This window comes from Streptococcus sp. NCTC 11567, assembly GCF_902141215.1.
GTDB classification, from domain to species: Bacteria; Bacillota; Bacilli; order Lactobacillales; family Streptococcaceae; genus Streptococcus; species Streptococcus dysgalactiae.
In genome coordinates, this window is sequence record NZ_LR595857.1 from 1,702,807 (window position 1) to 1,726,328 (window position 23,522).

A 23,522-nucleotide genomic window follows, 5' to 3' on the forward strand; every position below is an offset into this window, starting at 1 on the left:
CTATTCCATAAGAGTCCTCATTTTCTTTGAAAATCCAGCATCTGCAATGGCAACAACCTTCCTCGGCTTACCTAATGCAGCACTTAATTCCAGTGCACTAAACACTGTGGAGACTTCTACACTATAATAATTACTTTTATCTGTTACTTTTTTTGTCACATTGGGGCCAGCATCATTGGCTAGAAAAACCAGTGCTACTTGCTGACTTTGAATGGCTTTCACCACCAATTCTTCGCCAGAAATCACTTTTCCAGCCCTTTGAGCTAGACCAATGAGATTAGATAATCTTTCTAAATTAGTCAAGACCTAACTCTCTTCTTTTGACTTTGTGATCAACATAAGCAATCAAGTCATCGTAAAAACTTTCTGGAATGTCCATTGAAAAACTACGATTAAAAACTTGTTTTTTCTTGGCCATTAAGGCCTCTTGATTGTCTAATTTGATATAGGCACCACGACCATTTTGTTTACCAGTTGGATCAATGAAAACTTGACCATCCTTTGTTTTGACTATCCTTAGGAGATCTCGCTTGTCAATGATTTCACCAGAAACAAGTGATTTTCGTAAAGGTATTTTTTTGACTTTAGACATCAAACACCTCTTTTCTTATACTTCCTCGTTAGCGGCACTATCGTCAGCAATTGATTCTTCCATCGCCATCGCTGCCTCTTTTTCAGCCTCAAATCGGTCATAGTCACTAGCTGATTTAATATCGATACGGTATCCAGTCAAATGTGCCGCTAGGCGAACGTTTTGCCCACGACGACCAATGGCTAATGACAATTTGCTATCTGGAACAACAACTGTCGCACGTTTAAGGTCATCATCATCAAAGAGAACCATGTCCACTTCAGCTGGTGCAATGGCGTTATAGATAAATTCTGCTGGATCATCTACCCATTGAATCACGTCAATGTTTTCTTCGACTGGAATCTCAAGACCTGTCTTAGCGTCCAAACGTTTAGGATGGAATTTGCTAATGACTTTTTTGATATTGCTTCCGCCACGTCCAACAATGGTTCCGATAGCATCAACATTCGGGTTATGACTGCGAACAGCAACCTTCGTACGATCTCCTGCTTCACGAGAAACACTCATGATTTCAACAGTTCCATCGAATACTTCAGGAATTTCTTGCTCCATAATCCGTTTGATAAATTCAGGATGGCTACGACTAACAAAAACGTTAACCCCTTTAGGATTATTTTCAACCTTGTAAACATAAACCTCGATACGGTCATGTGATTTGAAAGTTTCTCCTGGAATTTGATCCTGGTGTGATAATTGTGCTTCAAGTGACCCTAAGTTAACATAGATAAAACGTTGGTCAAAACGTTCAACTGTACCTGTCATGATTTCACCTTCATGCTCTTTGTACTCGTTGAAAGTAACTTCACGCATTTGGCGACGCATTTTTTCCATAATGGTTTGTTTAGCTGATTGAGCAGCAACACGCCCAAATTCATTAACAGATTCCTCAAAACGAATCTTATCCCCTAATTCATAGGCAGAACTGATAGCAAGAGCATCTTTCAAACTAATTTCAAGACGACTGTCAAAAACTTCTTCAACAACCTCACGAACCGTGAACACTTGAAAATCAGCGGTTTTTTCATTAAATTCAATAACACATGATTCTGCCTGACCATAGCGACGTTTATAGGCTGACTTTAGTGATTCTGTGACTGCATCAATAATATCTGCCTTATCAATGTGTTTTTCTTCTTCCAAAATGCGGAAGGCTTCTAGCATTTCTTTGCTCATAATGTTATCTACCTTGCTTCTAAAGCTTGGCAAAAATCCTTTCTTAAAGTAATACATCCACGAGCCCTTAGGGCTCAGTTAGTTTCGTTCCATTTGAATTGGTTGCTAGCCATTGGGTATCCGGCTAATCTTGACTCAATAACTATAGTTTAACAGCTAAACGAGCCTTAGCAACCGTTTGGTAAGGAATGTCTACAGTCTTATGGCGAGTCTTGTCAAGGTAATCAATCGTCAACGTCTCACCATCAAAAGCAAGTAAATCACCTTGAAAAACTTTAACCTTGTCAATTGCTTTATAGAGGCTCACATTAACATAAGAACCTACTGCTGCTTTTAAACTCTCAACAGTTTTCAAAGGACGTTCTAAGCCAGGACTCGATACCTCTAACATATATTGATCCGGAAAAGGGTCTGGTGTAATGGTGTCTAGCAAGGGGCTAATAATATCTGTTAAATCAGAGGTGTCCTCTACCGTGATGCCGCCTTCTTTATCAACCAAGATGCTAAGAACATAATCACTCCCCATTTTGTCATACTCAACGTCTACTAATTCATAGGGTGCCTTAATCTCAGGCGCTACCGTCTTGGTCACGATATCAATAATAGATGTGTTTGCTATTTTGATTACCTCCTCTATTTTCTAATGTTCATTAGGCCAAAGGCCTCTTCAAATTCAACTCAATACAAAAGTGGCGAGAGACTTCTCACCACCTTTCTGTATTATTTAAAGCTATTATACCACAATAAAAAAGGAATGCAAGAAAATATGTTCCTTTCCTCATAGGCAGGCCTTATCACGTTCAGCTTTAAGGTCTATTGTCACCTTTTAGTGGGACAGGCAAACCTTATCCCTCGTCACACAAATCGATACCGTTGTGATAAAAAATACCCAAGTTCCCACGGGGTATTTGTTTGATATCAAAAGATGGGCAAAAACCCTAAAACCATTGATTTATCAATAGAATATAAGGAGAGGAGGGGATTGCTGGTAGCTATCTCACCGTTTTCATCCTTTGTAGAACACTTAAACGTTGGTGTTTTGAAAATATAAAAAGGATAGAAAAAGATGAAAAAACAAAAATAAACGGGTGATTGACGGGTAATGTTACTCCAATTCCCTCAACACCTCCTCCACTCTCTCATCAGTCAACATCTCCCACTGTCTCACAGGCTCACCAGGCAACACATAATCAAAAATCTGTCCGTTTTTGCGCACGATTATTACTGTATCGCCTACGATATATCCGTCATCAATAGCTTGCTTAAACTCATCGTATGTTAGCATAATGCACCTCCTTATCTTATTATTCGTAAAAGTCTCGTAAAAAGGACTTTTTAAATTAAGTCTGGTTTAATGGACTAAAAAATAATTTTAAAAAAATTTATCTTTTCTATTGACATAGTATACAATATTGTATATAATATAATCATAAAGATAAAACAAAAAAAGAGGTAAACAAAATGGAAATCAACGTAACAAGCTTCGAAATGGAAAAAGCAATCGTAGAAGGAAAAATCGAAATGGCTTACTCAAAACGTCAAGGGGCTTGGGTTGCAGAAATCGTAGGAACACACCCAACTTACAAATTAGACCGCAAATTTATTGAAGCAGACGAAGATGACGGTTACTTAAAAACTTGGGAAATTGAAGAAGGAAAAGTATACTGCATCTGCCCAAGCACTAAATACAAAGACCAATACTTTGTGAAATTGGAAAAAGGAACAATCAACGAGCTTACTAAAAAAGAAGTCGAAGAAATGTTTAATTAAGAGGGGGGCTAATGCTCCTCTTTGGGTCAAAAGATGAGAAAATTAGATTTAACAGGGAAAACATTTAATCGCTTAACGGTTATTAAAGAGGTGCCAAACTCAAAAAAAGACACGTACTGGTTATGTCGGTGTTCGTGTGGCAAATTTGTTGAAATTAAAGGAACTGCTATTAAAAACGGAACAACAAAATCATGCGGCTGTTTGGCTTTGGAAATAGCTCAAAACCTAGCTAAAAAGACAGAAATCGCAGAAAATGCGCATAATGGATATAACCAAAAACGTGTTGATGGCATTGCTACTTTTTTGATTAACGATAAGATACAAAAAAATAACAAGACTGGTTATAAAGGCGTTTTGCAATATAGATTAGCTGACGGATCGACAAGATACCAAAGCTATTTAACTGTTGGCGGTAAAAATTATAGTAAAAAAGGCTTTAATACACCAGAAGAAGCATACAATTACAGACTAAAACTAGTTGAAAAATACGTACCGAAGGAAGACATAAAATGAAAGCAGACGAAGAAAAAATAAAACGATTGCTAGCAAACAAAACCCAGCTTTGGGTTGCTGAGCGAACGGGAATAGCACAATCTAAAATATCCCGAATAAAAAACGGAAACATTAAGATGAAAAATATTACATTTGAGGTTGCCAGTAAATTAACGGAACTTGCTGAAGAAATGTTTGATTGAGAGGAGATAAAATCTATGTTATTTGGAATTGGTAGAACATGTAATTTTGGAGACTACAAATGGGAAATCAAAAAATTCCCAAACCTTGAATCGGGTGAGTTTTGGTTGCACAAAGAGCAATATCAATTTGCGGATCGCTGGCTTTTTGATTGCGAAGATGACGCAAAAGATTTTTTGATTGAGTATGGCATTGAAGAAAAAGTCATAAAAAAATGGTTTAGTCTCGCAAGCATATATACGCTTGTCGAAGGTGAATTGGATGAGAAATTTAGTCAAGCATACGTCAATAAAATGATGGGGTATTAATAACACGTATTATTCAAAAAGTCCTATAAAAAGGACTTTTTTGTTTTAGTCTGTTTTGGTGGACTAAAAACATAACACAAAAAAGCCGTCCTCGACTAAGAGAGCGGTTGGTTTATTTATTCTATTATAACACTTTAAGAAAACAAAAAAACCAGCCACATAGGCTGGGAAAAAATAGCTTTTATATTTTATGGATGATAACTACATACTAACAAACAGCAAATAAAAAAGCAAGAGCCGCTAGTGTCAGGCAGTTCTTGCTAGTGTGATTATCTAATGAATGTGCAGGGGTGTCAATAGAGGGGGGGAGCAGAGGGAAATCAATCAATAAATTCTTTAACGAGGTCATAAGCTACAGGGTTTTTACTAACTTTTTTAACTAGGTTCCTTTGTTCCAACTCAATTAATGCATTATTTACTTTTGTTCTAGAATACTTATTATCTAAAATTTCAACAAAATCTTTATTAGTTATTCTTTCATTGAGTAAGTCAAATAATCTATTCTGTGAAAGAATAAACAGTAAATTCTCTTGTAACTCTGTAATATTAAGTTTATCAATTATAGAAGCAATAACTCTTAATTTATCTTTCATCATTTCAGATGTTTCAATCATTAATTCTTGGCCATCGATAATAATTTCTAAAATATCCTGAATAAATAATGTTAAATCGGCCTTATTTTTAGGATTAGAAACTCCAGCAAAAGCTTTCTCATATTTTACTCGATTCTGATAGATAGAATTTGAAATAGAAAGCCCCGTAAACAAATCTAATTTTCTCGATAAATATGAAGATAGTAGAAATCTTCCCATTCTACCATTCCCATCGTAAAAGGGATGAATATATTCAAAGAAATAGTGTGTAATAATAGCTTTAACTATCAAAGGTACTTGATCGCTATTCATAAAAACAATCAACTTAGTTAAATCGGCATTTATAAGTTCTTCGCTAACGTCCCCTTGGTGAACATTTTTTTCTCCCTTGCCCACAAAAGCCAATCCTTTTCTAAATAACTTTCCATCTGGTCTATCCTTTTCAGACATTTCGTCTAGAAAAATATTATCATATATATCTCTAAAATCCGATAAACTTTCAATTTTTTCAACCTTCAAATGTTTAATACCAAAGTACATCTTGACAATCCCAGAGAAGCGCTTATTGGATTTTGGCGATTCGTATGCTTCCTTAATCTCTCTTCGTGTTGATTGGACTCCCTCAATATCGTTTGTACTCTGAATTTCATTTATCACTTGAGTTAGAAATAATTTATCTTGCGCAACCTGTGGTAATTTAAATTCCCTTAAGCGGATACTATTCTGCTGTATTTGCTCTAACAGTTTAGCGTGAGAAGTTAAATTCATATAAAATAAAGGATATTCTTCCCGCTCTCGACACTGCTTTTTGAAAGAGAAAGGATGTATGGTAAGGTTTAATTTTGTCGTAGATGGAGATTCGAGTCTGTTAACGTATTCTTTTTCTGAATCTAAATAGTTCTTATAACTTAATTTTTCTAAAGTTTGATACATTATCCTACCTCATTTCAATTATTTTCACATATTATAACATTTTTTAAAATTGAAGCAAGTATAGCAGTGTATTTTTCTTTCAACTTTAAAAAAACGTAATTTCTTTTAAGTTAAAATCGATTTTAGCTATTATTATTATCCAACATAAAAACAGCCCCCGCAAAGCGAGGGCGTTTGTCTTATCTTAAGGAGCTTTACCTCCTATATTGGTTTTTTAGTTGCGGTGTAAGTAACACCATTAATAGTAATCTCCAGGCTATCAATAACCACATCAATCTTGTCAGACTGCCCGACATCTATGTCGGTCTGTTGATCATACTTGTTAAGTGGTCCATTTTCCTGCTCAATCGCTTTTAGCCTGCCAGCCATACCAACAATGTAGCTACCGCCTTTTTTGCTACCGGCATATATGTCGGTTACACTAATTTACCCCAAAGACTGATAATGTTACCGTCTTTGTCAGTTATCCCAATTGCTAAATAGTTTCGCATACCCGAGCCGCCAACATAGCTAATCCAGTAGTAACCATTCGCATAGCCCTCACTATCAAAGCTGACAGTATCACCTTGTTTGTAGCTATCTACTACTTCACTGGCTAGGCTTGGCCAACGTCTAATATTAATCTCTGCGACATCAAGCGTAAAGGTACCAGATTTTGATGTCTCCACGATGGTGTCAGAGGTTTGTGGTGCTGTATCCACCGTCTGGTTAGTATGGTCAACAGGTAACCTAATCCAGCCGACAACGCCAGTAAAATCACGAGTGTTAAAGCGAGCGGGGCCACCTACTTGCAAGCTATCCCAGTTACCGTCAATATTTTGCTCAACGGTTTTAATCGTATAGCCATCACTATCCTCGATGACAGCTCCTGTATGTCCGTAGGGACTACCAGCAACCTCCATGACAAAAAGGTCACTAGCTTTTGGATTGACTCCAGGGGCATTATATACGACCTCTAGCCCTTGCGCAGATGCGCTATTTAACAAGTCTATGGCATTACCCCATAAATCAATGCCGAACCAGTTTTTGACGATAAAACATGGTAAGTCACAGCATTGCGTCCCATAAGCACCGTCTTTATCAACTCCCATGCCCGAATTGGCAAGGTCGACACAGTATTTTACAATTTCGTTTGCGGTTGTCATTGTTTCCTCCTTATTCGTTTTTAAGGCTTCGGCATCCCATTCCTGTAGGTCGTTTTCCTCAATCAACTGGATAAGCAGTTCCGCATAGCCGCTAGCTGTCGCATAGCCTGCATCTTTAATGACATGACAAGCCTTTTTATAGTCAGTCTCCCCGACAACAGCCTTGTAGCGTGGATTATCGTTTAAAAACTTACCGTGATCAATAATACTGTCAGTCCAACTGTCATAAGCCCTAAAACGGTCTACAATATCCGTCACGACACCTGGCTGATACTCCTCCTGAGTTTTTGTATTAAATGACTTACCCGTCCAGCTTGCATCAGCTTTAATGCCAAATAGAGCGTTGTGTGGTGCATGTTTGCCCCAACCACTCTCTAAAATAGCCTGCGCCGCTGTCAAGGATGGCAAGATTTTGTACTTAGTCCAGCCATCTAAGCAGCCTTGTTTGATTTTATCTAAAAAGGTCATCTGTCCTCCTCATCCAAAAACGGATAAAAGATAAGAGCAACCACAGACATCGGCACATACAGTATTGCGATTGCTATAACTAATGCTAATCGTGTGATTGCTCGCATGGCTTATTCCTCGTCTTTAATTTGTGACACATTCATGAGGACACAAGTAAGTCCTGACAACAGCACTGCTGATAGCATGGTAGGCCAGTTAATATCCGTAATCAACACGCTTGACCCAATAAGACCAACCGCAGTTTGTGCCATTGTTTTGATTGTTTTAATTCCTACTTTTTTAAACCATTTGCTCATTTTTCTTCTCCTTTTTTAAATAGCGTGATAATACGCTCTTTGTTGATAATAACTTCGTCTTCGACGCGACCTAAACGCTCTTCGTGACGATCGATAATTTTTTTGGTAATTTCACGATCGCGATCAAGATTTTTAAGCTCATAAGCTAACTCTTTGAGAGAGTCCTTGAGTTGAGCCATGGCAAACTCATTAGCTTCCATGGCTTTTTTAAAAGGCGTTACAACTGCCTTCCAAAGACCAAAAACAGACATGAGAGCCGCTGCCGCAGCTCCTGCCTGTAGTAAATCAAAGTGCATCTAACCACCTCTAATCCTGCTTAACTAGATCCGCATACTTAATGACTGTGACTTTATCCTCTGATTCTAAGTCCTCTAAACTTTGTTTGTCATACTCAAACGGCTCGTTGACATGGACAAAGACTAAGTTGCCTTCGCCAGCTTGCTCTTCGTGTTTATCGTCGACCACCGTAAACACGTCATAAGCTTGATACTCACCTTTTTTGGCTGGCTCGATTAGCTCTAACATGCCTTTATAAATATCAGGCTCTACTTTATCGCTAGTAGTCAAAACGTGGATCGTTTGTAAGTTAATCATCTTTTGCGTGCGCTCTGCGGACACTTTAGCTAGTCCTGCGGCTGTTTGAGCAGTTTTGGCAGTCTTAGCAGTTTCCTGTGAGATTTTTTCTAAATCGTCCACTTTTTGCACGGCTTCACCCATAGCGATTTCGACGTATTCAGATTTTTTAAACTCTTCCAAGACAGCTTTGATTGTCTCTGTATCGTTAGTTGAGGTTAAGTCCTGCTTAATCAGTTGTGGGATAACAGCGCCGTCATCATCTGTAATAACAACGTATGTGCTTGCGACTGCTCCTGTACTGTCAGGCTGTGGGTATTTTCCTGTGACTTTCCAATTTCTCATAGTTATTCTCCTTTTTTGCTTTCCTCAAATTGTTCTAAAATTGTGTCAATAACCAAGATTTCTACTGAGGTAAATTCATCTTCCGATTCTGCCAAGTATCCTAAAAAGTCAATAAATCGCTTAGAGTATTCATGTCCTTTGATAGTGATGTCCTCGTTGCCAAGCTCTGTCAGTAAGTCGTTAAGCTCATCAATTTTTGTCGGATCCTCAATCTTGATGTTTTTCTGCTCATCGATGACAAACTTGCCATCTTTATCCTTGGCCGCATACATGTCAATGATGTCAGCTTCATCCTTGGCATACTCTTTGATTTTATCAACGACTTTGGCGAGCAACTTCGCACGTCCACGATTAGCACGCATGTTAGTGACTTTGATTTTGTCAAGCACGTCATAAAGTGTGTTTAAATCTTTGTTTTTAAGTGTTAAATCCATTAGTATCTCCTGATTAAAAAAATTCGTTTGGTTTTATATCTTGCGCAGCATCTAAATTATAAATGTCTCCAATAGCACCCCAGCCATGATCCCGGAATTTATTACTGATAACTTGCAAAATACGACCTAAATTCCAGTTTCCGAGCCAGCCCGTATTTTGCCAATAGAGCGTCCCTGCAACGTATGTTTTTGTTGTATGCCTAAAAATTATTCTGTCGCCAATAAGCTCCACGCCATCTGCGTCAGAGTAAGGTGCTATACGTCTAATACGTATGCCTGCATATGCGCCGTCATCATTCCAGTCGACGGCGCCGCTTTTTACTTGCTCAATCGTTTTGTCAGATACGACTCCAAGCGTAACCTGCACGCCGCCCTCGTACCCATCTTTAAAAACCAAAGCGCCAATATTGTTGCGATTTCCATAGCGAGAGCTATTAGTCATTTTTTGCCTATATAAGATGTTTGATGTGCTGTTAAAAACAATCTCTGCATCACTGTTAAACCCCATCTTAGCTGAGTCAAGGTCAATAAGCATAGCCCCATTACGAGCTTTAATCACTTTACCCTCAAGCAAATCGGTAATCGCATAGCTAATTCGAGCTTTGATAAAATTAGCATCCAAGCCAACAATATTGCTGACATCAAGATTGATAACTCTGATTTTCGACGCATCAATTGTCCCGCCGATGATATGGTCGGCTCTGATTTTGATAACCTCGGCTATCTTTGCGGTAAAAGCGCCTTTGACAGTGGTATTACCATCAAGAGTGATGTTTTTTCCAGCAATTGTCGCACCATAAGCATTGAGGTTAATTGCTGAGATAATATCGCTGCCAGACATCTTACTTTGCGGGATTTTGTCTTTGATCGCAAGCATGATACTGTCACCAGACTGTTTGATGTAAGACTGCATTTTTTCCAAGGTCACAGACTGGCTTATCAAGTCTTTTAGCTGAGTAAACTTAGACTGGATAGTGTCACCTTGATTGGATATCTTGCGCTCATAACCTGCCACCGTCTCTTTTAGGGAGTTGTAATTCTTCTCGGCATCTTGCAAGAGCCTTTGATAACTGTCTAGGTCTTGCTGCACACGACTGACAGCGCCTTTACTGTCTCTAATCTCTTGGTAGATTTGGCTAGCAGTTGCTTGTTGCGTTGATTGCAGCCCACTGATTTTTGACTCTAGCACTGTCCGCATGCCTTGGTTGCTACGAGTAAACTCGGCACGTAAGTCATTGAGCTTGTTTTCATAGGCTTCGGTTGTGCCTGATGACGTTGTGGTGATTTTAGCGGACAGCTGCTTAAGCTCGTTATCATACCTTTGCGATAGCCCTTGCGCTGAGGCTTGTATCTCAGCTCGTAAACCGAGTTTATCATTGGTTAGTTGAGCTTTTAAGCCCTCAATACCAGCTTGATAGCTTGCGGTTAATTGTCTATTGGCGTCTTGATAGTCACGTCTGATGCCGTCTATGGTGTCGTTGATAAGTGTTAGCTTTTTGTCAGTATCATTGCTGATACGAGTAGCAATGCCGTCAGCTTTTTCAATGATTTCCGTTGTGATGTTATCACGATGATACTCACGTAACATGCCGTTTGTCGTCAGCTTGATTTTTGACCACAGATTTGAGTTTTTGGTATCTGTCAGCTCTAAATTAATAGACTGTAGACCACTAAGCATCTCCTCAAGACTTTTAAAGACACCAGTTGACTCACCACTGCCCTTAACTACCACAGGCGCAACGTAGTTAGTGGCTTTGTCCCCTCGCTCAATCATGATCTGGTTAAAACGAGTTGTACCAATACATTTGTCGTTAGCTAATTTAACGCTTTTTGTGTCACCATCAGCCGTAAATGTATAATAAGCACGTCCATCTGAGCCGATTGTTAAATTTGACTCGTCTATTAAAATCGTTGGATCTCTACTCAATTGTTACCTCCTAATGTTGCGAAATTTTAAATGTTGGGTTTTTATACTTGTCTATCCCATCAAACGGATAAGTCCACGTCTCGATAGACAGCATTGCGCCTCCACCGGCAACTGTCCGAACTGGTTTTTTTAGCTTAGCAACGATTTTGCCGTCAACCTCAACAGCAACTTTATCAACTCGATGCCAGACAACCCCATAAGTCGCAAAATCCTGATTGTAATCAATGACAGCATAATCATTTAATTTAGATACGTTAGCGTCTACATACGCTGTAATGTTGTAGGCTTCCTGAGGCTCTGCTGATTGAGACCAAATGATCTGATTATTACAAATGACACGACCAATTGCCCGTCCGTCAATCGTGATTGATTGATACAAACCCATCGCGGTAGGAGGCTTTGTAACGCTAGTATCTGGTTTTGATGATGATTGATAATTATACTTATTAGCTTTATACACATCAGCCTGTGTGCTAGATACGATTTTATAGATGTTAACATTTCCGCCATATTCAAAACTATACTTATCGTGTATAGATATATAATAGCTACCTATTTGTGTGTCCTTATCCCAAACCAGTTTTATATCTACTGTTTGCTCTATTAACCGATAAAAAAAGCCATCTGGTATCTCTTGTACTGCCATTACTTACCCCCAGAGCGTTCAAACACAATCATGCCAGTCGTGTCTATCGGCACACTACCTTTATCCACCACACGGACAGATAGATATTGTCCTGTCGTCTCATCTTTGAGTTTGCCTGCGTTGTTAATCAGCGATCGTATATCAGCTTGTCTGATGTAGCCTGATAGCTCCCCTCGTCGTACAACGTCGTAAGGCAAAGCCGCTGGATCTCCTGCTGGTCCCCGTTCTCCTCTTGGACCCATTGGACCAGGCGCACCATTATCTCCTTTAGGACCAGGAGGGCCTGCTTCCCCTCGCTGACCATCTGCTCCTCTTTGACCAGGGTCCCCTTTAGGACCTTTTAGTTGCTTCCGCTGCTCTTCCGTGAGCTGTTCAAAGGTCATTTTACCGTCAGCACCTTTAGGACCTTGTGGCCCGGTCGGTCCTTGTGGTCCTCTAAAATCGCCCTCGACAACAGCCTCTGAGCCATCATCTAACTTAAGTGTTAATTGTCCCTCTGCTAACGTGCCACTAGTTACTTTAGTGCCACTAGTTACTTTAGCGCCAGTGTCACCTTTAGGACCCTGCTCCCCCGCGGGGCCGGGCGGACCCTGCGGACCTGTATCGCCAGTCTTGCCAATCGGACCTGTTGGGCCAATCGGGCCTCTTTCTCCTGTAGGACCTTGAGGTCCCATAGGACCACGCAAGTCTTTTAGCTCACTAAATCGGCTTTCACCATCGCCAACTTTGGGGTAACCCGTAGTCGTGTCAATTCCAATTTCTCGCTCCATTAAGATATCAGAACTTGATTCCCACTCTTGCGTGGACATGCCTCTATGCTGTATCCTTGCTGATGCAACTTCTTTTGACATTAAATACCTCCATTTCCATCAAAAATAACATCTGGGTTTTCCGCCCAGTCCAAAACTAAATCAGCATTATTACCATCCACAACCTCTTTATAATCCATCTCCAGAGCTAAAATTTGCCCCTCTGACGCATTTAAATCTACTTGCTTAGATTTATACCAGTCGCCTGTTAAAATAGCCGTGTAACTCAAAGGATAAACGCTGATAATCTCTTTATCCTTTGTCAGGTCAAAGGTCTGTGGCGCCATTTTTGCTTTGATCGGTGTCAGTACCAGTTTGAGACCTTTATTGTTAGTTTGAGTAAGCGTGATAGCCACTTTTTGAAGCAGCTCACATGTCTGACTAAAGCTAATCGTATAGGTCTCGCCACGCTTAAAGCCACCGTCATTGGCTTCTACCTCAATAAAGTCCTCATCATATGTCTTGGTACGATTAGGGTCGCCAACTAATAAATTTTTGTTGTAGCGGGTCTTACCGTTGTTTCCTAAAATTTCGGCAGTTAAACGAGATTCTTCGCTTGTCTCGCTGACTTTGTTTTTGAGGTCGTCAAAGCTTTGTTTAATCGACGGGATGTCATCAACTTTGATAGCATCTGTGATTTTTTTAATGGCTTCCTCTGGCAAAGCTAGGTTTTTGAGGGTGGCTCGGAACTCTTCAAGCTCTTTATCGGTGCGTTGATTGATTTCTTCCTGCGCTTTTTTGGCTTTTTCGAATTCGGCTATTGCGGCATCATAGGCCCTTTGAGCAAAATTCAAATCCTCAGTATCTAGTACTTTAACCCATTGCTTGCCATCCCAAATCCAAGTGCGCTGATACTTACCATTTTTTTCGAACCAGTAATCACCTATCTTGTGCTCAATATTGTCATCTGGTTTTTCGTACCAGACACGGTTACCATTGATGTCTAGGAGATATTTAGGCAGATTAAGCTCAAACTGCTTTTGGTTGTTAGTAATAACCTTTTGATTATTTTCCAGCGCATTAATACGCTCTGAGACCCCGCCTGTTAAACTTTTAGAGATTGACTGGCCAATCGTACCCAACTTGATCGTGTGATTGCTATCTGTATAGACGTCATAGACAATCTCCACTACTTTTTCGGTCTCGGTTGTGATGCCAAATTTTGGATAGTAGAGTGGTACGATATCGCAAAGCTCTACTTCTTCCATGACCCTGAAATCTTGATAGTCAAGCGTTTGTGACAAGTCGATATAATCAACCTCGATACTGACTTTTGGCGCACCAATGTTATTATCCTTAAGGTACTTCTGAGCCAGCTTTCTGATTTCTTCAACTGTTGGTTCTTTTTTATTTTTGTCATCGTTAAAATGGCTTGACAAATCAACCATCTGGATTCTGCGTTGAGCATATAAGTCAAGATACTGACCATCTAGGATAAACTCGGGCAGCGTCACCAATTGTTCTTCGGGTTGCTCATGCTCGCCTACGTGCGGCTTACCAGAGGCTTCTTCTTGCGGTTTTGGTTGTGGCGTATATCTTACGTAAGGATAGATAGAGGTGTAATTGCCATCTAGCAGGCGCTCCTCCTCTACGCTGACGATATTGCGACCATACTCCAGCACAGTAGGTGCTTTGCGCCCCATTTGTTTGTGTAAGATGATGGTACGATTGTCGAACTCGTACTCACCACCGTAAACATCCAAGATTGAGCCCGCGACACCTCCGAGAGCGCCACGGGCATTGCCGATTTTATCAACTTCCCAGTTAAAACTCCCGAGCGTTAAGATGTCGCTTTTAACATCAAACTTATCATCACCGACAAGGTTTTCTTTCCAGACTTCTAAGGCTGACTCAGCACCGATACTAGACCCATTCACAAATGGTTTTAAAGCAATATCCTGTGTGCGCATTGAGATGTGTCTTGCAAAAATCTCAATGTGATCCTTGCTATTTCGTAGTACCCGATTAATCTCAAAAGTTTGCCACTTAGTCCTACGACCAGCGTCAGACTTAATCTTCATCTCCTCTTTAAAGACAGAGGCAAAGACACCATCTAAAGGATATTTGATATATAGTGAGTAATTGCCATTACGCTCACGAGTGACTTTAATCTCGTAAGCGTCTGCAATCTCTCCAAGACCAAAAGTCCTAAACCTGGTCTCTTTAGCCTCATATAAAACTGGTATCATACTTTAACCCCCCAATTAGGTATTGCGGTGATCGTAAAGTCACCAGTCCATGAGATTTTATTTTGGCCTACATCAAATAAAGGCATACGGTGATGTTCTGTTCTTACGATATTATCCCAAGCGGATAAGACATCTTTATAAACAAGATGCCTTTCCATGTCTATGACGAGTTCTCCTTGCACATTTTCCAGCCCGGTCTCAAAATCATTAATGGTTAAAACACCATTACCCGTACCTTTGATTTTTAAGATAGGTTTAGCCTGGACATTACCAGGGTTTTGCAAAGTAGCACCGCTGACAAGCGACACACTTTGTTTACCTGTTTTTAAGTATTTGATAGGGTGGATTAAAAAGTTAATCTTAAGCCTACCGAACTGCTTTAAAATCTCGTCTATCTCAAAAAGATTGACGACACTAGCACGATAGATATAATCCTTGTCCCAAGATAAAACTAAATCATGCCAACCTTTGACGTGTAACCACTCGCTTATCTTTTGCTCATAAACTGTGACATCGCCAACCAAAGAAAACGGGAAGTCTTGTTCAATGACTTTCAAACGGTCATTATCCTTTAAGAGTACACCGTCACGACCAGCTACTTCGATTAAATCAACGTCATTATTTGTTGATTTTATTGACCGCTCGCGTTCTAGTAACAAACCTAAATCATTGCTTTTAGTACCATTAAATTCAATGTATCTCACTAATCTAACCTCCCTCCTTCTCCGTTTGTGTAGTAAGCTAATTCTCTGAGTAGCCGCCTCATATTTTCTTGGCTAAACATATCTTCTGAATTACTGTTATTAGTAGCGTTCAAGGTATAATTATTTGTGACATTTCTGTCATCTCTGTCTTTAAGTAGTTTAATCAATTCTGCTATTTGAGGGCCATTATTGACAATTACTTGCCCTTTGTCACGCACACTTTTTAAACGTGTTGTTAGATTGGCAATTTTGGTATCATCAAAACCTATTCCATTTGCATAATGCGGGAATAATTGTTTTGTTCGGCTTGCCTTTAAGACTTTAGATCCTCTCGGCAGAGGAAGGATAACATTTCGACCACTTGGGATAAATGATTCTCCGGTTGGTAAGGTAACCAACTCTTTATAGAGAGGACCTTTTTGGTCATTGACCATGGCCAGACCGCCGGGGTGGAAATCAGTCCCTTTTTCGTGTCCGAAAATCTTACGGACAAACGTTGTAATGGTTGTCGTAACACTTCTTGGGATTCTAGCTAACGACCACATAACATTTTCTGCAACGCCACTTGCATTATCTTGAGCTCTAATAACAGCGGGACTTTTTTGTTTAGGACTATTAACAGCCCTATTAGCACTCGCAACATCTGGCCCGGTCTTATTCGATGCCTTCACATCAGCCGGTACTTTCTGCTTGACATTATCAATCTTACTTTGCGCCGACTGAGTATCACCTGCTGTTTTGTCGCTTGCATTAACATCGGCTGGTACTGTTTGCTTAACACTGTCAAGGGCTTGTTGAGCCGACAGCGTTGGTTCTTGTGTTAGATTTTTCGCTAACAAAACTTTCTCTTCTGGCGTTAACGCTTGCCATTGTGCTAATAACTCTTTGCTATCAAAAATTTCAATCATAGCCTGTTGCCCATCGACAACTAATTTTTTTTGCTCAATAGTCATGTTTTGCCATTGGCCACCTGCCACTAGCATTTCAGCAAGAGCGGCTCTACCTGTTGGTTCAACATCTGCATTTTTGACCATGATTTCAAAGCTATTCCAACCTTCTGCTGTTGACAGCAACTCGTTTAAACTTTGTTGTGGATTGTCGCTAGTAAAGAGACTATCCCACTGAGCGTTAGCTGCCGCCACCTCTGCCGTGGCATTAGCGGTATTGCGTGATAAGACTTTCAACGTTTCACCAGATTTTTCAGTGTAATAAGCTAGTTTACGATAAGCATCGTCATAGCTAATGCCAAGCTTTTGTGCCATGTCAGACGCCATTTGGCTTATCCCCCGATGAATTTCTTCTTGGCTCTTACCAGATTCTTTTAACCGTTGGACTCGCTCCCTCTGGATAGCAAGATACTGATCACTTAAAGCTTTAGTCTTCAGGTTGTGCTGCATGTTTAGTTCGGTAAGTCTATTCAAAACTTCTTGTCTAGCGGCCAACTCTTCAGCACTCAATTTACTAGTGTCACTTCCAAATTGTTTTAAAATTTCTTTTAACTCTGCTTTTTTTGTCTTATATGCCGAATTTTCTTTATCAAGCATCTTGACGGTATTTTCAGATACTTTTTCAAGTTGTCTAGCATTAAGAGCATCTAACTCGTTATTTAAAGCAGCTGTTAAAGCTTTCTTTTCTGACGCAGAAAACTTCATCAAATCAAGCTGTGTGCTAATCATTTCTCTTTGATTTCTTAACACTAACTCTTTTTCCGTCTCAGAAAGCTTACTCATGTCGCCATTATGTTTTTCCATAATAGCTTTTATCTGAGCGTTCATCCCTTTAACATTATTAACAACGGCTTCAGTCTTGGATTTCAAAACATTTATGGTTTCTTCTGACAACCCTAATTTTTTAGCTAAGTTTATATTCTTGTCTAATTTTGATTGAGCTAATTTTTCAATACTTCCGACCAAGTCGTCAAAAGCTTCCGTCACTTTCTTAACGCTACTTGCGCCTGCCTCGAACATTTGCAAAGAAGTGTTGGTTTCGTCAACTTTTTTCTTAAAGTTGCTCAAAGCAACAGCTTCCGTCTGAGAAACAGCAGTCCCCCACTCTTCTGTACGTTTGTGGGCTTTATAAATACTATCGGCAATTAAACCTATGCCTACAACGGCTGCACCACCTAGCAAAACACCCCACGTTACTGGGTTACTTAGTAAGGCAACTGCTCCAGCCATACCACCCATAGAAGTCGCTGCCGCTTCAGCACCAGCACTTGCTGCTACGGCACCGGCTTTAAACGTGCGTAGCCAACCTGATAAAGCACCTAACCCACGGCCCATCTTACCAAGGGCTTGGATAGTGCCTCCGATAACACTAAAACCATTACCCAAAATAGATAAAGCTGGTCCTGCTGCAGCTGCGATAAGCCCCCACTTAACAATTTGCTGCTGTTGCTCTTTGTCAAGCGAGTTAAATTGCTTAGCTAAATCTGCCGCCATTTGAATAATTGGTTTCCCTGCTTCGAGCCCATTTCTCAATGCGTCAACTAGAGGCCCGCCAAACTCAATGGCTACATCGTTGATTTCGTTCTTGAGCATTTTTAGCTTAGATTCAGTTGTTTCATAGCGTTTATTAGCTTCGTTGGTCAACGCTGTATTTTCTTGCCAAGCTTTGTTTGAGGTGTCTAGAGCCTTGCCTAAAGTCTCGGATGCTAAACCTAAAGACTTAAGCATGTTAGACTGTCGAATACCACTTAAGCCAAGTTCGTCAAGCACTTTTGTGGCACTTTCGCCTTTTTTGTCAAGTTGACCAAGTCCCTTGATAAATTCCTGCAAAGCAACAATAGGTTTTTCTTTCCATGCTTTAGCAAAATCGGCGGATGACATATTAGCGATTTGAGCAAACTTAGTTAAATCTTCACCACCTGCCGATACTGCACGCTCAATAGCTGATAACGACTGAGTCATCGCTGTGCCACCAGCTTCTGCTTCAATACCAACGCTTGACATAGCAGTTGCTAAGGCAAGCATTTCTTGGTTTGTTAAGCCCGCAAGCTTACCAGATGCTGCTATACGGTTGGTCATTGCAAGGTTGGTCATTGCAACAATGTCTTTTTCAGTTGTCGCAAAGTTATTCCCTAACGCAACGACAGCACTTCCAAAACGCGAATACTCAGATGATGCTAGACCTGTAATATTTGCAATTTTAGCAATAGACGTCGCCGCTTCTTCTGCGGATAAATTGGTAGATTCTCCTAAATCTATCATTGTACGAGAGAAACTAAGAATATCTCCTGTCTTAACTCCTAATTGACCTGCTGCTTCTGCAACGTGAGCGATTTCAACAGCACTGGCTGGCAACTCTTTGGCCATTTGTCTAATGCCTTGCGACAACTTAGCATAGGATACCGTCGCCGTTTCATCCACGGTTTTCTTGACACCGGCAAAAGCAGATTCATAATCGACAGCCGCTTTAATAGCATAACCAGCTCCTGCAACAATCGGAGCCGTAACTCCTCTTGTAAATGCAGCACCAACTCCAGCTACCGAATCGCCAAACGACTTCATCTTGCCGCCCACTCTTTCAGCCGCTTTACCAAAACGAGTAAAGACACTAGTTTCTGTAGCTAAAGCTCGCAATCTGTTTTGCAATTCCGTGACTTTTGCAGCAGTATCCAACATTGCTGATTTTGCGCCAATAAGTTTTTGCTTTTGTTCAGCAGTAGCATTATTGACATCGCCAATTTCTCTTTTTAAGTCGCTATACTTTTGAGATTGAGTCTTTAACAAGTCTTGATAGCCTTTTAAGGCACTGCCTGTTTCAGTATAGACTGCTTTAAGCCCCTTAATTCGTCCGCCGTGTCCGCGAAAACTATTCTCAACAGCTTTTAACGAGTTGTCTAAGCCTTTCATATAGGTCTTTAAGTTTCTTGTATTTGACATAAAGGGTGATATGTCTAATGTGGCTGTTGCCACCAAATCACCTATATTCCCCATTCAGTCTCCTTTCTAGCCGAAAATGAATGGGAAAGCCTTGTCTAAGGTCGTTTCAATCACTTCTTCTTTTTCGACAGTTTCAATTTCTAGCGCTTGTACCATAAGTTCAATGTCAGTTAAGCGCATTTTTTTAATATCTAAAATGGTGTACCCATTTTTTAATAGACTTTGTATCCACAAGAGTAAGTTTTCTTTAGCTTCTTGAGGAGTTATTGTGCCTTTTTTTCGGCTTCTTCTTGCTCTCCTCCGAGTGCAGCGATATAAAGGTCGTTGAGCGTGTTTAAAACACTCATGTCAGATTGTTTTAAGTCGTCAACAGTAAACTGACCAGCGTACATATCAACAAACATTTGCAAGTAAGATTCGTTAAGTTTTCTATGCGCTTTAGAATCTAAACGTCTTTTCTCATCGTTAAATACAGCGCTTTGTCTAACTTGATGCTCAACAGCCAACAAATTATCTTCGACATTGATAAAGTCTTTCGAAAAAACTTTATCAACACCGCCTTTTTTTAAGGTAATTTCGTACATATCTACTCCTTGTCAAAAATAAAAGGTTGGATTTTAAATCCAACCTTAAACAACTTCATCTTCACGACGGCTATCAGGAAGACCATCAGAACTTCGATGGTCTTCCACTACGACTTTGGGAATACCATTCCTTTGAACGTTTCTAACTTAAATTTTTCAGCATCTTCGCGGCCGATAACGATAACATCACCGTTTTCTCCACGGGCTACAAAGTTTCCGGTTACAGTATCAGTTTTAGGATCTGGTGCCCCATCCTTGGTTTGTGCTTCCATTCCAGGGATATTAAATTTACCTTTTAGCAAACCGACCCAGATAGCTTTGCCATTTTCATCACTTGTACGGAACATACAAGCCACATCATTTGGCGTGAGTGATTTATTGTACTTCTCAATCCCGTTTTCTACGGTGATCCCAAAGAAATCTTTGCGTGCATCAGACGTCAAGTCTAACACTTCAATTTCAAGTTTTGTTTCAGTGATTCCACCAGACAAAACTACGTATGGGCCATCATCGGCAGCTACAGTTACTAATTCATTGGTAATATCAAGTTTTGCCGATTTCATGCCAGGAAGTTTTTTAGATGTTGCCACCTTATCGTTGTCATCAACTACCCCATATTCAAAATCACGTAATCCAAATTTTACTTTTCCCATTTTTTCCTCTTTTCTTTAATAAAAATCAAAATAGCGGTATTTCCTTACATTCATGAGTAAGTCAATATCGCTATCTTTATATCTTGGTTTTTCGTTTGCGGTGTATCTTTCAAAACCGCCTTTTTTTAAAATATCATCTATACATTTGCTAATTTGGTCAGCTTCTGAAGCTGTTTTGCACCAAAAATTGATGGTGATACGTTGCTCATTACAAAGTATCTCATCATCAGCATAATCAGCAGGACCATCTAGCGTTGTGTTAATTCGCATAAAAGGCGCTAACTCTGCTTTGCGTAAATCAATAGGGTTGTCTGGAATGTCATAGGTAAATATGCCTTGCTTAAATCCATTTTTAAAAGAACCACCTCTGAGCTTATCCAACAGCTCATTTAGTGTCTTATCGTTACTTAATAATTTATAAGCTGTCGTTTCAGCAATCAAAGTCCTAGTCCCTCCTTCACTTTTTCAGCGTAAATCTGCTTAGCTTTTGGTGTCATCTGATTGATTGTTTTTTCCTTAAAGTCCTGACCGCGTTGATAAATCGTCCCATCGTTAGGATAGTGAGCACGCCAACCAGTTGCTTTACCATAACCGATTTCTTTTGAAACAATACCGACATTAGCTCCTTTAAAACCACTGATAACAGTATCTTCTTGCAGTCTTTCTTCTGTTTCAATCTCATAAACAGGAGTATTTGCTTTAAGTGCTTTTTCAAACTCCTTAGCAACTTCAGTTACTGCTGATTTCGCTGTTTTAGGAGCTTTTACTTCAAGCTTTGTGAGATTAGCTAAAATTTCATCCAAACCTTTTGTCATGATAGGCTCACCCCGCTGATCATAATCATGTCCTTCCCAGAATCGTCAGGTTCAATTTTATCTATCTTATAGATACGATTGTTAAATTCAACAAACATCGTGTTATCAATAGATAACTTAGGGTTATACCTAATCAAAAAAACCTTAGTATCTTTGTTGGTAGGTAGGTTGCTAGTGTTTTGAAACTTGGACTGGTAGTTAAAATCTCTTAATTGAGTTTTTAACACCTCCGCCCAACATGTATAGATGTCTTTTCTAATTGCAGAGATAACCTCTCCGTCTTCATTCTGACCGCCAGATTGACTAAAGATAGTTATCCTGACGTTCATCTTGCGTGTGATCACGATTCATCACCCCTCAGTCTTAATTGATGGATAATGTTTAACACACCATTAGCCAACGGATAGCGCATACTATCCGCTGACAGGCCACGGTGTTCGTACTCTTCCTTGACTTGTTTTTTGACGGCTAAAGCAAATTTAGCGCTATCCTTAAACGTGTCTGCGGTTGAGTCGCTGTCTATCGCAAAACAAATTTGTTCTTGAGCAGATTCAATCATTTCTTTGATGATGTCATCCTCAAATTCAAAGTCAATTTTACAATAGAGCTTTACACTGTCTAATAATTCTTTTGATACAGCCATAGCTATACCTCTTCAACGCCTGCTAGCGCAAGTAAATCTGATTTCAAGGTCTTACCACTAAAGTCAATTCCCTTGCTTGTTAAATAGCGTTTAATTTCTTCTACAGTGCTCTTACTAGTTGGTTTCGCCACTTCTTCAGTGGCCTTATGAGGGCAATTGTTCTGGCGTGAATGTCACATAGTAGCCAGCTTTGTCATCTATCTTAGCGACACCAAAGCGAAGGACAGCTTGCAAGTATTGTCCATAGATTTCGTTATCTGCCCAGCGAAGACCTAAGTCTTTGCGGTCAGCAAATAACACGCCGCGCTTAAAATCTCCGATAAAAGCCGAGTCTTTACCAATTACGTCATCAGATAGGACAAATACTGGTTTTCCAAGGAACACTTTGCCAGACGCAGAGGTGATTGAGTCTTGAAGCAAGTAGCGACCATTTTTGTCTTTTAAAGTATCTAGGGTTTGATAAAAACTTTGAGATACAATAAATGACACATTGTAAGCTGGATCTAAATCTACATTTAGGATTTTTTTGATGTCATCTAATGTTTTGACACCAGCTTTAGCCTCAAATGTTTTTAGGACTTTAGCAATTGCATCATTAGTTGTATTAACTTTCATTTGACCGATTGTTTCAGCAACAATACCAACCAAATCTACATCTGCGTCATCAATTGACTCTTGAGATAGCGGGATTGCGCCACGGTAAGTTTTAACTTCCCATTCAACGTTTTTGAATTGTGGTTTGCCTAGTTTTGGATTTTTTTCTAATTCTTCAACGCTAACCATTTTTTCAGTCGCACGTTGCAATACTGGCCATTTCCCTGATTCTTTTTTAGCTGGGTGGATGCTAGTAAATTGTTTTAAATCAACAACTGTCTTAACCTCACGAGCTGGTGTATAAAGAATTTCCTCGCTAGAAACAGGTTTTACGTCTGTTTTCTTAACACCATCAGTCTCAGGGTCTACTGGTGTTGTCTGATTAAGTGGAATAAGTACTTCATCTTTACCTTCGAATCGTAAACCTTCATTAACAACCTTTCCTTTTGAACGAATAAATTCGTTAACGCTTTCGCGGTATGTTTTAGTTCCTTGTGGCACTTCTTTTCCTCCAGTATTTTCTGCACCGCCTTTTTCAATGCTAGCTTCATACATTTTCAAGTCATTTTCTGCTTCTGCTAGGTTTGCTTTAGCTTCTTCAATTTCTGCTTTAATTGAACGAGCAGCTTCAAGGTCATCTGATTCCAAAGCATTTTTTACTTCTGTTGTTTTCGTAGCAATCGCTTGGTTTAAACTAGCGATAGTCGCTTTAATTTCTTTGATTTTTTCTTCGAACATAAATTCCTCCAAT

Annotated in this window: 28 protein-coding genes and 1 pseudogene; 4 read left to right on the forward strand and 25 right to left on the reverse strand. The window is 39.8% G+C overall.

Annotation, left to right across the window (positions count from 1 at the left end; all coding sequences use genetic code 11):
- From FQT67_RS08430 to FQT67_RS08450, 5 genes are all read right to left on the reverse strand, one after another.
- Positions 1-303 carry a YlxQ-related RNA-binding protein gene (locus FQT67_RS08430; RefSeq protein WP_003052320.1) on the reverse strand — a complete coding sequence of 101 codons (303 nt, stop codon included), beginning with the start codon at positions 301-303 and terminating at the stop codon, positions 1-3.
- The gene (locus FQT67_RS08435; protein ID WP_003057040.1) at positions 296-592 is read right to left on the reverse strand and encodes a YlxR family protein; all 297 of its coding nucleotides are present in this window, start codon (positions 590-592) and stop codon (positions 296-298) included. The genes FQT67_RS08430 and FQT67_RS08435 overlap by 8 nt, the downstream gene beginning before the upstream one ends.
- A gap of 15 nt (positions 593-607) precedes the next feature.
- Positions 608-1,765 carry a transcription termination factor NusA gene (gene nusA / locus FQT67_RS08440; protein WP_003057051.1) on the reverse strand — a complete coding sequence of 386 codons (1,158 nt, stop codon included), beginning with the start codon at positions 1,763-1,765 and terminating at the stop codon, positions 608-610.
- 142 nt (positions 1,766-1,907) lie between these two features.
- Positions 1,908-2,402, reverse strand: a complete 495-nt coding sequence (gene rimP, locus FQT67_RS08445; protein ID WP_044022604.1) for a ribosome maturation factor RimP — start codon at positions 2,400-2,402, stop codon at positions 1,908-1,910.
- Positions 2,403-2,870: 468 nt separating this feature from the next.
- Positions 2,871-3,050, reverse strand: coding sequence for a hypothetical protein (locus tag FQT67_RS08450; RefSeq protein WP_046176799.1), 180 nt, complete (start codon positions 3,048-3,050; stop codon positions 2,871-2,873).
- A 176-nt stretch (positions 3,051-3,226) separates the two neighbouring features.
- Between FQT67_RS08450 and FQT67_RS08455 the strand changes: the two genes are divergently transcribed.
- Genes FQT67_RS08455 through FQT67_RS08470 form a run of 4 tightly spaced genes read left to right on the forward strand, consistent with a single transcriptional unit; the run spans position 3,227 to position 4,536 of the window.
- Complete coding sequence (locus FQT67_RS08455; protein ID WP_015984836.1) at positions 3,227-3,535, forward strand: hypothetical protein; 309 nt, start codon at positions 3,227-3,229, stop codon at positions 3,533-3,535.
- A gap of 33 nt (positions 3,536-3,568) precedes the next feature.
- Complete coding sequence (locus tag FQT67_RS08460) at positions 3,569-4,048, forward strand: hypothetical protein (RefSeq protein ID WP_046176800.1); 480 nt, start codon at positions 3,569-3,571, stop codon at positions 4,046-4,048.
- Positions 4,045-4,230 carry a helix-turn-helix transcriptional regulator gene (locus FQT67_RS08465; RefSeq protein ID WP_046176801.1) on the forward strand — a complete coding sequence of 62 codons (186 nt, stop codon included), beginning with the start codon at positions 4,045-4,047 and terminating at the stop codon, positions 4,228-4,230. Before FQT67_RS08460 ends, FQT67_RS08465 begins: the two co-directional genes overlap by 4 nt.
- A 15-nt stretch (positions 4,231-4,245) precedes the next feature.
- On the forward strand, positions 4,246-4,536 hold the full coding sequence (locus FQT67_RS08470; protein ID WP_046176802.1) for a hypothetical protein: 291 nt from the start codon (positions 4,246-4,248) through the stop codon (positions 4,534-4,536).
- 320 nt (positions 4,537-4,856) lie between these two features.
- Here FQT67_RS08470 and FQT67_RS08475 read toward each other — a convergent pair whose 3' ends face one another.
- The 20 genes and pseudogenes from FQT67_RS08475 to FQT67_RS08570 all read right to left on the reverse strand — a co-directional run bounded on the left by FQT67_RS08475 (position 4,857) and on the right by FQT67_RS08570 (position 23,509).
- Positions 4,857-6,062, reverse strand: coding sequence for a Fic family protein (locus FQT67_RS08475; protein ID WP_053042312.1), 1,206 nt, complete (start codon positions 6,060-6,062; stop codon positions 4,857-4,859).
- Between the two features lie 201 nt (positions 6,063-6,263).
- Positions 6,264-6,446: pseudogene (locus FQT67_RS08480) on the reverse strand (holin); the annotation flags it as partial.
- 32 nt (positions 6,447-6,478) lie between these two features.
- Entirely contained in the window at positions 6,479-7,675 is a 1,197-nt protein-coding gene (locus FQT67_RS08485) for a glucosaminidase domain-containing protein (RefSeq protein WP_046176804.1), read from the reverse strand.
- Positions 7,676-7,785: 110 nt separating this feature from the next.
- A complete protein-coding gene (locus FQT67_RS08490) occupies positions 7,786-7,971 on the reverse strand; it encodes a holin (RefSeq protein WP_002988802.1) in 186 nt (61 codons plus the stop codon).
- On the reverse strand, positions 7,968-8,267 hold the full coding sequence (locus FQT67_RS08495; RefSeq protein WP_002988799.1) for a hypothetical protein: 300 nt from the start codon (positions 8,265-8,267) through the stop codon (positions 7,968-7,970). The genes FQT67_RS08490 and FQT67_RS08495 overlap by 4 nt, the downstream gene beginning before the upstream one ends.
- Positions 8,268-8,277: 10 nt before the next feature.
- Positions 8,278-8,889, reverse strand: coding sequence for a DUF1366 domain-containing protein (locus FQT67_RS08500; RefSeq protein ID WP_046176806.1), 612 nt, complete (start codon positions 8,887-8,889; stop codon positions 8,278-8,280).
- A 2-nt stretch (positions 8,890-8,891) separates the two neighbouring features.
- A complete protein-coding gene (locus FQT67_RS08505) occupies positions 8,892-9,323 on the reverse strand; it encodes a DUF1617 family protein (RefSeq protein ID WP_046176807.1) in 432 nt (143 codons plus the stop codon).
- Between the two features lie 13 nt (positions 9,324-9,336).
- Positions 9,337-11,250, reverse strand: coding sequence for a gp58-like family protein (locus FQT67_RS08510; RefSeq protein WP_046176808.1), 1,914 nt, complete (start codon positions 11,248-11,250; stop codon positions 9,337-9,339).
- Between the two features lie 10 nt (positions 11,251-11,260).
- Positions 11,261-11,896: a hypothetical protein gene (locus FQT67_RS08515; RefSeq protein ID WP_046176809.1), complete on the reverse strand. Its 636-nt coding sequence runs from the start codon at positions 11,894-11,896 to the stop codon at positions 11,261-11,263.
- Positions 11,896-12,747 carry a collagen-like protein gene (locus tag FQT67_RS08520; protein ID WP_046176810.1) on the reverse strand — a complete coding sequence of 284 codons (852 nt, stop codon included), beginning with the start codon at positions 12,745-12,747 and terminating at the stop codon, positions 11,896-11,898. Before FQT67_RS08520 ends, FQT67_RS08515 begins: the two co-directional genes overlap by 1 nt.
- The gene (locus tag FQT67_RS08525) at positions 12,747-14,894 is read right to left on the reverse strand and encodes a phage tail spike protein (RefSeq protein ID WP_143936415.1); all 2,148 of its coding nucleotides are present in this window, start codon (positions 14,892-14,894) and stop codon (positions 12,747-12,749) included. The genes FQT67_RS08520 and FQT67_RS08525 overlap by 1 nt, the downstream gene beginning before the upstream one ends.
- Complete coding sequence (locus FQT67_RS08530) at positions 14,891-15,598, reverse strand: distal tail protein Dit (RefSeq protein WP_046176812.1); 708 nt, start codon at positions 15,596-15,598, stop codon at positions 14,891-14,893. Before FQT67_RS08530 ends, FQT67_RS08525 begins: the two co-directional genes overlap by 4 nt.
- A complete protein-coding gene (locus tag FQT67_RS08535) occupies positions 15,598-19,536 on the reverse strand; it encodes a phage tail tape measure protein (protein ID WP_046176813.1) in 3,939 nt (1,312 codons plus the stop codon). Before FQT67_RS08535 ends, FQT67_RS08530 begins: the two co-directional genes overlap by 1 nt.
- A gap of 209 nt (positions 19,537-19,745) precedes the next feature.
- Positions 19,746-20,066: a hypothetical protein gene (locus FQT67_RS08540; protein ID WP_046176815.1), complete on the reverse strand. Its 321-nt coding sequence runs from the start codon at positions 20,064-20,066 to the stop codon at positions 19,746-19,748.
- 107 nt (positions 20,067-20,173) lie between these two features.
- Positions 20,174-20,719, reverse strand: coding sequence for a major tail protein (locus tag FQT67_RS08545; protein ID WP_046176816.1), 546 nt, complete (start codon positions 20,717-20,719; stop codon positions 20,174-20,176).
- A gap of 15 nt (positions 20,720-20,734) precedes the next feature.
- Entirely contained in the window at positions 20,735-21,160 is a 426-nt protein-coding gene (locus FQT67_RS08550) for a hypothetical protein (protein ID WP_003055350.1), read from the reverse strand.
- Positions 21,157-21,534 (reverse strand): HK97-gp10 family putative phage morphogenesis protein, encoded by a 378-nt coding sequence (locus tag FQT67_RS08555; protein ID WP_003055321.1) that lies wholly within the window; start codon positions 21,532-21,534, stop codon positions 21,157-21,159. The genes FQT67_RS08550 and FQT67_RS08555 overlap by 4 nt, the downstream gene beginning before the upstream one ends.
- Positions 21,531-21,878, reverse strand: a complete 348-nt coding sequence (locus FQT67_RS08560) for a phage head closure protein (protein WP_046176817.1) — start codon at positions 21,876-21,878, stop codon at positions 21,531-21,533. Before FQT67_RS08560 ends, FQT67_RS08555 begins: the two co-directional genes overlap by 4 nt.
- The gene (locus FQT67_RS08565) at positions 21,875-22,177 is read right to left on the reverse strand and encodes a head-tail connector protein (RefSeq protein WP_046176818.1); all 303 of its coding nucleotides are present in this window, start codon (positions 22,175-22,177) and stop codon (positions 21,875-21,877) included. The genes FQT67_RS08560 and FQT67_RS08565 overlap by 4 nt, the downstream gene beginning before the upstream one ends.
- A gap of 144 nt (positions 22,178-22,321) precedes the next feature.
- A complete protein-coding gene (locus tag FQT67_RS08570; RefSeq protein WP_046176819.1) occupies positions 22,322-23,509 on the reverse strand; it encodes a phage major capsid protein in 1,188 nt (395 codons plus the stop codon).
- Positions 23,510-23,522: the final 13 nt, after the last annotated feature.